Annotated in this window: 13 protein-coding genes and 1 pseudogene; 6 read left to right on the top strand and 8 right to left on the bottom strand. The window is 55.5% G+C overall.

Annotation, left to right across the window (positions count from 1 at the left end; translation table 11 throughout):
* Positions 1–89 precede the first annotated feature (89 nt).
* From Q1A51_RS17835 to Q1A51_RS17810, 6 genes are all read right to left on the bottom strand, one after another.
* Positions 90–455, bottom strand: coding sequence for a hypothetical protein (locus Q1A51_RS17835; protein WP_299205038.1), 366 nt, complete (start codon positions 453–455; stop codon positions 90–92).
* Between the two features lie 48 nt (positions 456–503).
* Positions 504–851 (bottom strand): hypothetical protein, encoded by a 348-nt coding sequence (locus tag Q1A51_RS17830; protein ID WP_299604372.1) that lies wholly within the window; start codon positions 849–851, stop codon positions 504–506.
* Between the two features lie 73 nt (positions 852–924).
* Positions 925–1,353 carry a hypothetical protein gene (locus Q1A51_RS17825; protein ID WP_299604369.1) on the bottom strand — a complete coding sequence of 143 codons (429 nt, stop codon included), beginning with the start codon at positions 1,351–1,353 and terminating at the stop codon, positions 925–927.
* A gap of 95 nt (positions 1,354–1,448) precedes the next feature.
* Entirely contained in the window at positions 1,449–1,661 is a 213-nt protein-coding gene (locus tag Q1A51_RS17820; protein ID WP_299205047.1) for a hypothetical protein, read from the bottom strand.
* 483 nt (positions 1,662–2,144) lie between these two features.
* Positions 2,145–2,975, bottom strand: a complete 831-nt coding sequence (locus Q1A51_RS17815; RefSeq protein WP_299604366.1) for a GNAT family N-acetyltransferase — start codon at positions 2,973–2,975, stop codon at positions 2,145–2,147.
* Entirely contained in the window at positions 2,972–3,661 is a 690-nt protein-coding gene (locus Q1A51_RS17810) for a GntR family transcriptional regulator (RefSeq protein ID WP_299604363.1), read from the bottom strand. Before Q1A51_RS17810 ends, Q1A51_RS17815 begins: the two co-directional genes overlap by 4 nt.
* A gap of 223 nt (positions 3,662–3,884) precedes the next feature.
* On the opposite strand from Q1A51_RS17810, the gene Q1A51_RS17805 reads away from it, so the two are divergent.
* The 6 genes and pseudogenes from Q1A51_RS17805 to Q1A51_RS17780 all read left to right on the top strand — a co-directional run.
* A complete protein-coding gene (locus Q1A51_RS17805) occupies positions 3,885–4,868 on the top strand; it encodes an ABC transporter ATP-binding protein (protein WP_299604360.1) in 984 nt (327 codons plus the stop codon).
* A gap of 34 nt (positions 4,869–4,902) precedes the next feature.
* Positions 4,903–6,168: an extracellular solute-binding protein gene (locus tag Q1A51_RS17800; RefSeq protein ID WP_299604855.1), complete on the top strand. Its 1,266-nt coding sequence runs from the start codon at positions 4,903–4,905 to the stop codon at positions 6,166–6,168.
* A 68-nt stretch (positions 6,169–6,236) separates the two neighbouring features.
* Positions 6,237–7,088, top strand: coding sequence for an ABC transporter permease (locus Q1A51_RS17795; protein ID WP_299604357.1), 852 nt, complete (start codon positions 6,237–6,239; stop codon positions 7,086–7,088).
* A 2-nt stretch (positions 7,089–7,090) separates the two neighbouring features.
* Positions 7,091–7,930 (top strand): ABC transporter permease, encoded by an 840-nt coding sequence (locus tag Q1A51_RS17790; protein ID WP_299205062.1) that lies wholly within the window; start codon positions 7,091–7,093, stop codon positions 7,928–7,930.
* Positions 7,930–8,571 (top strand): aspartate/glutamate racemase family protein, encoded by a 642-nt coding sequence (locus Q1A51_RS17785; protein ID WP_299604353.1) that lies wholly within the window; start codon positions 7,930–7,932, stop codon positions 8,569–8,571. Before Q1A51_RS17790 ends, Q1A51_RS17785 begins: the two co-directional genes overlap by 1 nt.
* Before the next feature lie 82 nt (positions 8,572–8,653).
* Positions 8,654–8,987: pseudogene (locus Q1A51_RS17780) on the top strand (hypothetical protein); the annotation flags it as partial.
* 99 nt (positions 8,988–9,086) lie between these two features.
* Here Q1A51_RS17780 and Q1A51_RS17775 read toward each other — a convergent pair.
* Together Q1A51_RS17775 and Q1A51_RS17770 are read right to left on the bottom strand one after the other, a co-directional pair.
* Positions 9,087–9,515, bottom strand: coding sequence for a VOC family protein (locus Q1A51_RS17775; RefSeq protein WP_299604350.1), 429 nt, complete (start codon positions 9,513–9,515; stop codon positions 9,087–9,089).
* Between the two features lie 121 nt (positions 9,516–9,636).
* Positions 9,637–10,299 carry a DUF4332 domain-containing protein gene (locus Q1A51_RS17770; protein WP_299604348.1) on the bottom strand — a complete coding sequence of 221 codons (663 nt, stop codon included), beginning with the start codon at positions 10,297–10,299 and terminating at the stop codon, positions 9,637–9,639.
* Positions 10,300–10,663 lie beyond the last annotated feature (364 nt).

The following is a 10,663-nucleotide window of genomic DNA, read 5'->3' as shown; positions in this document are numbered from 1 at the left end:
ATAGGGATAACGCCCGACCGGAAAACCGGCCGGTCGGACATCTTATGATTGTAGATCATGTCAGGCGGCTGCAGCGCCGCCTTGACAGGTTAGCCGTCTCGCTTGTCGACCAAGGTGATCGTGATGCCCGAACTGTCGCCGGTGGCGTCTTCACCGACGATCGTGTCCTCGAACATGAAGAAATACAGATCCAGCACGGTCGAGACCTTGGATGTAATGGTGTAGCGACGGGTCTTTGCTTTTTGCTCGGACACGAACAAAACCTCGTTGTCGTGTGTATCCCCGCCAAACACGTTTGGGCTGGGACGGGCCTCGATTTTTGCCGCCCATGCGGGGCCTGAAACCGCTGTCCCGTCGGTATTCACCGAAACCGCTGCCAACGCGTTCTGCGCACCTGTGTTCAGTGTCACCTTCACATCAGTGGGGCTTGCATTGATAAAATACGCTTTTGCCATTTTTGGACTTCCTCTTGGTTGAAAAATCGGTCTGCGTGAGTGGTTCCTTCAGGACGGGTAAATCTTTTGGCCCAGCTGTTTTTCGAGCTGCGAAAACACCACATAATCGGGGAATATCCATAACAGCATTTCGATATTCGGTGCTGCGTCCGCCGGATCGGTAAGGTCGTTGTACAATTGCGATCCCGAACTTCCTTCGGACTGCACAACCAACGTGTTGTGCCGCCCCCAGACCCCGGGCGCAGGCTCGCTTGCCGGTTCGCGACGGACCGTCAGGGAATTCGGGATGTAGTTATACTTGGCCTCGCTGTGCGCGAGCGGTGCCAAGGCCTTGGTGTTCAGCGTGGACGTCATCTTGTCCGCTTGCCAATTTATTATGCGCAGGTTCGAAGCCATCTGCTCCCTCCTGTCGTGGCAGCATCAATGCGGTTCGGGGGGGACGCCTTTCTGGCCGTGCAGTGTGTGCTCGTTACGTGCGCCACTGGTCGGAGCTGAATGCATTCAGCGATTGGATGCGCATCTTGCGCGTCAAATCCTGGTTCCATGGAACGATGGTAATTTTTGAACTGTCGCCGGTCATGTCCGCGCCGGTGATCGCGCCGTCCTGAATGTAAAAATACAAATCCAGCACGATCGATACATCCGATTGTACGTTGAACACCAGTGGAGCGGTGTGTGATTCCATGAACACGGTGATTGCATTGATCTGTTTTTTTCCGCCAAAGATGTTGCGCCCGGCATAGGCTGCAATCGTGGCTGGCCATGAATTGTATTTCATTACAGGCATTTGACGTTTTGTAACGATCTCGAAGGCGGCCAATGGATTGTTTGTTGGGGCTGCGTTCAGGTTGACCGTCATGGAGAGGGGCGTTGCGTTGATGAAATATGCCTTGGCCATAGCCTATTGCGTAGCTGCTTGATCGCGACGTTGAAAGCGTCAGATGGGAGGAGGACACCAATGCACCACCACTCATTTCGGAAAAGCGATCGGATTTAGGTGGCAGGGAATACATCTTCTGAAAGACCTGCAATTTGTGAACAAAACGGAAAATCAATAGTTACTCCCGTTAAGGTAGTATGAAGCTGATCAAAAGTCACTCCCAACAATTTCACCAACGCGCCTATATATTTCTTGACACATTGAAAATAAATGAGATTTTCAGCTTCGAAAGCATGGCTGCTCTGTGGTTTTGAAGCCAGAATCATGTGTATCTATGCGGGAAAAAATACACCATAAGTCGATCATGTGGCGAAACGGCTATCTGAGCTCGTATGGAGTGTGAGCTGAGTGCGTACGGGTCAGAATAGTCGATTACACGATTCTGGTTTTTCTATCTGCTGCACTACCGGCCCGATTTGAATGGGCGGGGCAACCTTTTTGCCTGTCCGTCATCAGATAAATTGAGACTGATGGCAGTTTGACTTTGATGAGTCATCGCTCATCTGGTTTCAGCTGAGCCGCTGATTTTGCGTGCTGCAAGCGCCTCAGTCTCATGGTTTTCGTTTTTGTCCTTCGTGTTCGAGAAGTATTGTGTGCCTGCGGCCTGTGTAGACGTCGGCGGGTGTCAGGTTACGCAATCTCGCATGATAGCGCTGATGGTTGTAGTGACCGATGAAAGCACCCTAGCAGCTCAGGACGTTTGGCTTGGCCAAATCCCCTGAACCAGAATGGGAGATCTTGGCGCGTTTTCAGCCAAGCTCAAGGCTTGTAACCGCGTAAGTTGGGTGGTTCCTGGCTGGAGAAGACCCGCGATACATACGCGCTGTTTTGAAACCGGCCTCCAACCCGAAACGTTCGCAAAGGTCAGCCAAGCCTGCTGATGTCTCAGGAACGTCCAAGGTCACAGGCCCATCAAACGTTGTCGCTGCGTGCGCAATCAACCTGTACCCCATCCCGGTATCTGCGGCGACCAAAGGACCGATCTTTGCCCCCGACCTGCAGGAACGCACCGTGCAAAAGCCGCCGATAACGCCTTTATCCTCAAGGACAATAGTGGTTCGGGTCGAGGCACCGGAAAACCATGCCTGCAGGTAGGTGGGTTTTGCCACGCCCGAGGCCTCGGCCTCCATCTGGATCAAGGCCGGGATGTCATCAGAGCGTATGCGGCGAATGTCCGGATCGTGCTGCCCAGTTAAATGACCTGTAAAACGTGTGGTGCCGCCTGCATGTACAAATCCCGATGCGCGGTAATTCTGTTGCTGTGCCTCTACCCCGTCCAGTCCGACCGTCCGGTGCTTTGCGTGCTGCATCGCATGCGCCCAAAGGCCAAACCCGATGCCCCGCCCGCGATAGGCTGGACGTACGATGTAAAGACCGAGAAATGCAAAATCGGGCGTATGATTGACGACCGAGATTGCAGCAATCGGTGTATCGTCCCGGTCAACAGCCACAAAAAACCCATCCGGGTCCGCTGCGAAAAAGGCCTCCGCATCATCCAGACCGGGGTTCCAGCCTTCATCCCCGGCCCAATCCAGGATCAGCTTCAACTCTGGCAGTGTTGCAGTGCGATATTCAATCATCGCCGGAGCGCGTCCTTTAACGAGGTTGTGGCTTCTTGACGCTCGCGCAGATCAAGTTGCGAGAAGATATCGAGCAAATGCCCCTTCATCAGCTCTTCGGCATTATCACCGTCACCCTTGCGCAAAGCATCGACAAGGGCGTGGTGCGCATTGCTTTCGCAAAGCGCATTCCGACGTCGCCAATACAAGGCAATGACCAGAGACGAGCGGGACACCAACTGTCGCAAGAATTGTTCGATGGTCTGCTGATCAGCCATGCGCGCGATCTCGAGATGAAAGTCGCCGGACAGCTTCAACGCGAGCCCTGCCTCGCCACGGTCGAGCGCCGCGTGCTCCTGTTCAATATGGTGCTCAAGTAGTACGATATCTTCGGCATTGGCGCGATCCGCTGCGGCACGCGCCGTACTTGGTTCAATTAATGCACGCGCTTGAAAGACCTCTCGCGCTTCTTTCAGCGTGGGTTTCGAGACAAAGGCGCCCCTGTTCTTTTCAATTGTGAGCAGGCCCTCGAATTCCATCGAGCGCAAGGCCTGCCGCACAATGGTACGGCTGACACCAAATATCTCGCAGACCTCATCTTCACGCAGCTTCGCACCGGGTTGCAGGCGGTGTTCGTGAACGGCCTCGGTCAATTGACCAACGATTTCCTCAACGGTTGCGGTCTTGGGCTCAGTTAAAAGCGGCATTCAGCACCCCCTTGTCGCAACCTGCACAGCGGGCAGAGGGCGCTCAAGACCTGACACAAAACGAATCCGGATTGTATACAATTTTTGCCTGAATTTTGCACAATGCTCGCATCAATTGGTCGATTTCGGGCAACTCGCCATTTCTGAGCTTGGCAAAGGTCTGATTCAACTTGGTCGAACCAAATTTCATCGGCCAGCGTGGTTTTACGACCTTGGGGGTACGATGAGCCAAAAGCTGGATCTTGAACTAATCAGCCTGACAAAACGCTATGGGGCGACTGTTGCCGTTGACGCGATCAGTTACCACTTCAACGCGGGCACATATGCTTGTCTTTTGGGGCCGTCCGGTTGCGGGAAATCCTCGACCTTGCGGATGATCGCAGGTCACGAAAACGTCTCGGATGGGTCAATCACCCTCGGCGGGCGAGACATTTCGCACTTGCCACCCGCCAAACGCGGCACCGCGATGATGTTTCAAAACTACGCGCTGTTCCCGCATCTCAGCGTATTGGACAACGTCGCCTTCAGCCTACGCATGCAAGGCGTCGAGACCGCGGCGCGACATGCCAGGGCGAAAGAGATGCTGGAACTGGTCGATATGACTGCTTTGGCAGACCGCCTTCCCGCACAATTGTCTGGTGGGCAGCAACAACGCGCGGCTCTCGCACGCGCGCTGATCACGAAGCCAGATGTGCTGCTGCTGGATGAGCCGCTATCGGCCCTTGATCCATTCTTACGTATTCGCATGCGGGCCGAATTGAAAAAACTCCAGCGCGAACTTGGGATCACCTTTGTTCACGTGACCCACGGCCAGGATGAAGCCTTGGCGCTTGCCGACGAGATTGTCGTGATGAACGACGCAAAGATTGAACAGGCTGGCAAAACACGGTCTGTCTTCGAGGCCCCCAAGTCGGCGTTTGTCGCCCGATTCCTGGGCTCGCACAATGTTGTGTCCATGCCTGACGGCATGGTGGCCATTCGATCTGATGCTTTGCAGGTCACATCTACGGATACCGCCAAACTGCCCGGCACAATCACCAATATCGAATATCAGGGCACGCATGTCGCACTGACCGCCGTCGTTCGAGGCGAACAAGAGGTCACTGCACTTCTTTCAGACAAGGATTTCTTCGGTGACCCGAAGGATTTGGGAGAGGCCATTGGCCTCGACTGGGAAGCCGAGGCCGCACACGCCTTGGCAAGTTAACGAAACCTAAAACAGGGAAACTGACATGACGACAATTTCAAAAGTACGCTATTCGCGTCGCTCGCTTTTGAAGTCGGGTGGCGCGGCGGTGGCGGCCGCCGCGCTTCCGGCTCCAATGGTGTGGGGACAAGAGACGAAAAACATCACCTTGCGTCAGTTTGGCACCGGGGTGTCGAACCTGAATGAGGTGGCCAAAAAGGTCAAGGAAGACCTGGGCTTTACGCTGGAGATGACAGCGCTGGATTCCGACAGCGTGACCCAGCGTGCGGCGACGCAGCCCGACAGCTTTGACATTGCCGACATCGAATACTGGATCTGCAAAAAGGTCTGGCCCACAGGCAACCTGCAGGCGATGGATACGTCCAAGATCGCCAACTACGACAAGATCGTGGGTATCTTCCGCAACGGGAAACTGACACCGGAAAGCGTGATTGCTCAGGGCACCGCGCCGCACACCGTTGGCTTCACATCCGGCGTCAACGGCACTGACTTCGTGGACGAAGAGTCAGGCTATATGACCCTGATCCCAACGATCTATAACGCTGATACCCTGGGCATCCGCCCCGACCTGATTGGCCGTCCGATCAACAACTGGTCCGAACTGCTGAACCCAGAGTTCGCAGGCAAGGCCTCGATCCTCGACATTTCTTCCATCGGCATCATGGACATGGCCATGGTGGTCGAGTCGATGGGTGAATACACCTACCCTGACAAAGGCAACATGACCAAAGAAGAGATCGACATGACACTCGGTATCTTCACCGAAGCGAAGAAAGCCGGGCAATTCCGGGCCTTCTGGAAGTCGTTCGATGAATCCGTGAACCTGATGGCATCCGGCGAAGTCGTGATTCAATCCATGTGGTCGCCAGCCATCACCGCAGTGCGCAGCCAAGGCATCCCATGCGTTTATCAGCCGCTGGAAGAGGGCTATCGCTCTTGGGGGGGTGGTATTGGCCTTTCGGCCTCGCTGTCCGGCATGGAATTGGATGCGGCCTATGAATACATCAACTGGTACCTCTCCGGCTGGGTTGGCGGCTTCCTGATGCGTCAGGGTTACTATTCCGCTGTGCCTGAAACCTCCAAAACCTTCATGTCTAACGACGAATGGGGCTTCTGGTTCGAAGGCAAAGCGGCCCAGGGCGACATCGCCAACCCATTCGGTGACGTCATGGAAAAAGCCGGCGCCGTGCGCGACGGGGGGTCTTTCTACGACCGCATGGGCGCCGTGGCCTGCTGGAACGCGGTGATGGACGAGAACCAGTACATGGTCCGCAAATGGAACGAGTTCATCGCAGCCTAGGCGATGCTTGCCGGAGAGCTGCGGCCCTCCGGCATCTCCGAGCAACGACAAAGACAACAGAGGCAGGTTTGCGCAACAATTCGGTCATAGGTTGGCTTTTGGCGACCCCGCTGTCGCTTGTGCTGCTCGTCTTTCTGGTCGCGCCCATTGCAATGATCATCGTCGTCAGCTTCTGGGGCGCGACGGAATGGTCGATCTATCCGGCATTCCAATTCGACAATTACCAGTTTCTGCTTACCTCTGACGTCACCTATCGGGTGTTCCTGAACACGTTCAAATACGCGGCCATGACGTGGGTTTTCACCTTGCTGATCGGCTTCACCGTCGCTTACTACCTTGCTTTCCATATCCGCAGCCTGACATGGCAGATCGTGCTGTTCTTGCTCTGCACGATCCCCTTCCTGACCTCGAACATCATTCGCATGATTTCCTGGATCCCGTTTCTGGGCCGCAACGGGATCGCAAATTCAACGCTGATCTCGATGGGTGTGATCGATGAGCCGCTTGAGTGGCTGCTCTTCAGTGATTTCAGCGTGATCCTCGCCTTCGTGCATCTATACACGCTGTTCATGGTGGTCCCGATCTTCAACACGATGATGCGGATAGACAAATCCCTGATCGAGGCTGCGGCGGATGCGGGGGCCACCGGCTGGCAGACGCTGTGGCACGTGATCATCCCCCTGACCAAACCGGGCATTATGATTGGGACGATCTTCGTCGTGGCGCTGGTAATGGGCGACTTCATCACCGTGCGGTTCATGAGCGGGTCTCAGTCGGCCAATGTAGGCCGGATGATCCAGAACGATATCGGCCTACTGCAATACCCCTCGGCCTCTGCCACCGCTGTGATCCTGCTGATCACGGTGCTGCTTCTCATCGGAACCCTGTTGCGGTTCGTCGATATCAGGAAGGAGCTTTGAGCATGGAGCCACGCCCCAGATCCTTCTACGTTCTCAGCGCCTTTTTCGTCCTGTTTCTGATCTTTCTCTACGGCCCCACGCTGACCATTGGCATCCTATCGTTCCAAGGGGCAGGTGGCGGGCTGACCTTCCCGATGCGCGGGGTCTCACTTCACTGGTTCCGGGACCTCTTCGAGCAACAGGCGGTGGGCGACATTTGGGGATCCTTCTCCCGGTCCTTCATCCTCGGGCTCATGGTGATGGTGACCACAGTGGTGGTCTCAGTCATGGGGGGATTGGCGTTCCGCAAACGCTTTGCCGGGTCCGCGATCCTGTTCTACCTGATCATCACATCACTGGTGATCCCGTCGATCCTCATCTCCCTTGGCGTCGGCCTCATCTGGTCCCAGTCAAGCTTGCCCGTGCATTGGTCGACCTCCGGTTTCGGCGCCCAACTGACCTGGACCTTACCGTTCGGCCTTTTGATCATGTTCGCAGTCTTCAACCGGTTTGACCGCTCCTATGAAGAAGCCGCGCGCGACCTCGGGGCCAGCCCGTGGCAAGTCATCCGCCACGTGGTCTTGCCCATCATCGCGCCTTCACTCATCGGGGTCGCGCTCTTCGGCTTCACTCTGAGCTATGACGAATTTGCGCGGACGCTTCTGACCTCAGGCAGCTACAACACACTGCCGCTCGAAATCTTCGGGATGACGACGAACGTAACAACACCCGTGCTTTTTGCCCTTGGCACTCTAACGACGGTGTTCTCGTTGCTTGTCATCGCGACCTTCCTGTTCGTGGTCTGGATTTTGAACCGTCGCCGCGCAAAACAAGGGTCTGATGCGGGCCAAGGCATGGTTTGATGGCGATTGTTATTATCAACCCTAATTCCACCACCAGCATGACAGAGGCCATGGTGTCAGTGGCCCAAAGTGCCGCGCCCGATCTGACGTTCGAAGGTTGGACATCAGAGAAAGGATCACCCTCGATACAAGGGCCAGAAGATGGAGAGGCCGCCGCACCGCATCTGCTTGATCTCGTTGATCGCGCGTCTGCCCAAGGTGCGGAGGGGATCATCATCGGGTGTTTTGACGACACGGCTCTGAAAGAGGCGTCACAACGCGTATCTTGCCCTGTCATCGGGATTGGCCAAGCGTCTTATCACTACGCTGCAATGCGGGGTTGGCGGTTCAGTGTTGTGACAACGCTTGCGGTGTCTGTCCCGGTATTGGAAGCAAATATTCGAAACCAGGGGCTCGGACATGCTGTGGCGAAGGTACGCGCTTCGAACGTCCCAGTTCTGGAACTCGAAGCCGATCCGATGTGCTCTGCGCGAACGATCGGGGAAGAAGCCTTGCGGGCCGAGCAAGACGACGACATCTCCGCAGTCATTCTTGGCTGCGCAGGAATGGTGCAAGTGGTCGCAGTGGTGCGTGACGCACTCAAAATCGAAACCATTGATCCAGTCGCGTGCGCCGCGAAGTGTCTGAAATGGATGACTTGAAGTTTGGCCCTTGATAGCGGCCGTTCCATCCAGTGCCGAAAGTCGTTCGCTGGTTGTGAGAAATACTCGCGGCGGAACCCGGATGCGAGTGATGTTCCGTCAACGTCGGGTTGTCGTTGTAGGAGGACATGGCGGTTCGGAGAACCATCGCGACTTGGCGCTCTTTAACATGGCAATCGACAGTAAGCTGCGAGGCTGTGACGTGGTGAAGATGAAAGTCGTCGACGTCATGGCGTCTGGTCAGGTCAAAAGGCGAGTGTCGGTGCTGCAAAGTGAAACGCAAAAACCCTGTATGCTTCGAGATATCTGAAGGGACGCGTGCGTCGGTGGAAACGTGGATGGGAGACGACCTCATGGTCGGATCTGAGTATCTGTGGCCAGGGCGTTTCCATGAGCGCCTGCATATCTCGACGCGCCATTCCGGACATTCGCCGCGTCTGCTACCTCGTGGAGGTGCCCAACTCACAGATCGCGAACAAAGCTGGCATCTGCCCGCAAGAGTTCATGTCGGCTCATTAAAATGCGATCGTAACCGACCGCGCGCTACGCCGTGCCTCACCATGGTACACCGCCTCGATGTTGTTTCCGTCGGGGTCGAGCACGAAAGCAGCATAGTAGCCTGGGTGATATGCGCGCTCGCCGGGTGCACCGTTGTCGCGTCCACCATGATCCATGGCTACCCGATAAAACGCATCCACTGTCGCACGGTTCTTTGCCTGGAAGGCAAGGTGGTGACGACCGGTCAGAACACCAAGAGCCGCTGGGCTTTCAGCCGAGGATACGACGAGTTCGTCAGCCCAGAAATGGTCCTGGTCCGTGCTCACGATGGGGATGTCCAACACCGTCAGAACGGCTGTGTAGAAGTTAAGGCTTGCTTGCAGGTCGCGTACAACAAGCTGGAGGTGGTCGATAAGCCGACCACGATGCAATTCATTGGTTTCCAAGGACTTTCTCCATATGCGACAAACTTTGAAACGCTCTCCTTGACCGTCGACCCCGGCGATGACGGTCGAAGATCAAGTCGAGCCAGGAATGCGTCAGGGCGTCCGCAATCAAACCAGTCATTCAGTGCCTGGGAACATACGCCGCTGCCGCCACCAGTCGCCTGACATCTCTCAAGCCCACCTTGCCCTTATAGAATTTGCTGCCCTTGTTCGCGTACATGATCGCGTCACACAGGCTCTCAGGATCGGCCTTGGCAACGGAGGCGGCATTGATGTGGCCGCTGGCCAGCAGTGCTCTCGCGAATTTCGGGCTGACCCACTGAACCCGGCACAGATCAGAGATTGCGACGAGTTCCATCACTTCGGCGACGTCCACGCCGACTTTGGTCGCCAGAACGTCTACACCATCTTGCGCAGCATCGAACAGCTCCTTGGTGTTTGTGAGGCCCGCTTCTTTCAGACGCGAGGCAAAACTCCCTTCCAGCCAGTCAATCTCATTCATTGATCTTGGTTTCGGGAAGAAGCCACCAAGCGTCCGCTTGAGTAACTGAAGGTAACCCGGGTCGACACCGGATGCTGTCGATAGGGATGCCAGCGAGGTTGATGACTTGAGCGCGGTGCGAAGATCCGCGAGTGACTCTATGCCTGCGGTCCGAAGAGCGGCAAATTTGACGTCGAGTTCATCAAGCAAAGGCTCATGGCTTGGAATCAGATCGGACGTTTCCAGCCGTTTCTGCAATTCGGTCAGATCGGTTGCGTTATCGTCCAGGTAATAACGTGTCACGGTTTTGCCTTAAGGATCGTTTCGGCGTTCAACAGCCAAGAACGAAATCAAAAATGAAGCCGCGGTCGCGGCTTTACTCTCTGCTTTCGTGGGCAAGTTTTTTGGCCTGTAAGGAAACCCACCAGATCACACCCGCTCCAATCAGGAAAACTCCGAAACCGGCGAAGAAGAGGCAGATAAAGAGCATCGGTGACATAATCATATGACTCTCGGTTCAGTGCGTTGAGTTCCCTGTTCGCAAACCGAGGGTAACAATGGTGAAGCAATCGGCCGTTGATACATATCAATCGGTATATTGACCTGCAAAGCCGCTCAGGTTCAACGATGCCATTTGGAACGGCACGAGAGCAGTGCTGCAAGCATG

The sequence above is a fragment of the uncultured Tateyamaria sp. genome, from assembly GCF_947496075.1.
Taxonomy (GTDB): domain Bacteria; phylum Pseudomonadota; class Alphaproteobacteria; order Rhodobacterales; family Rhodobacteraceae; genus Tateyamaria.
Note: the sequence above shows the minus strand (reverse complement) of the source record. Positions and strands in the feature narration are given on the sequence as shown.

What these genes read in the sequence shown, in the direction of transcription:
- Q1A51_RS17835 (WP_299205038.1), bottom strand. Translation starts at nt 455, where the DNA reads ATGGCAAAAGCGTATTTTATCAATGCAAGCCCCACTGATGTGAAGGTG.
- Q1A51_RS17830 (WP_299604372.1), bottom strand. Translation starts at nt 851, where the DNA reads ATGGCTTCGAACCTGCGCATAATAAATTGGCAAGCGGACAAGATGACG.
- Q1A51_RS17825 (WP_299604369.1), bottom strand. Translation starts at nt 1,353, where the DNA reads ATGGCCAAGGCATATTTCATCAACGCAACGCCCCTCTCCATGACGGTC.
- Q1A51_RS17820 (WP_299205047.1), bottom strand. Translation starts at nt 1,661, where the DNA reads ATGATTCTGGCTTCAAAACCACAGAGCAGCCATGCTTTCGAAGCTGAA.
- Q1A51_RS17815 (WP_299604366.1), bottom strand. Translation starts at nt 2,975, where the DNA reads ATGATTGAATATCGCACTGCAACACTGCCAGAGTTGAAGCTGATCCTG.
- Q1A51_RS17810 (WP_299604363.1), bottom strand. Translation starts at nt 3,661, where the DNA reads ATGCCGCTTTTAACTGAGCCCAAGACCGCAACCGTTGAGGAAATCGTT.
- Q1A51_RS17805 (WP_299604360.1), top strand. Translation starts at nt 3,885, where the DNA reads ATGAGCCAAAAGCTGGATCTTGAACTAATCAGCCTGACAAAACGCTAT.
- Q1A51_RS17790 (WP_299205062.1), top strand. Translation starts at nt 7,091, where the DNA reads ATGGAGCCACGCCCCAGATCCTTCTACGTTCTCAGCGCCTTTTTCGTC.
- Q1A51_RS17785 (WP_299604353.1), top strand. Translation starts at nt 7,930, where the DNA reads ATGGCGATTGTTATTATCAACCCTAATTCCACCACCAGCATGACAGAG.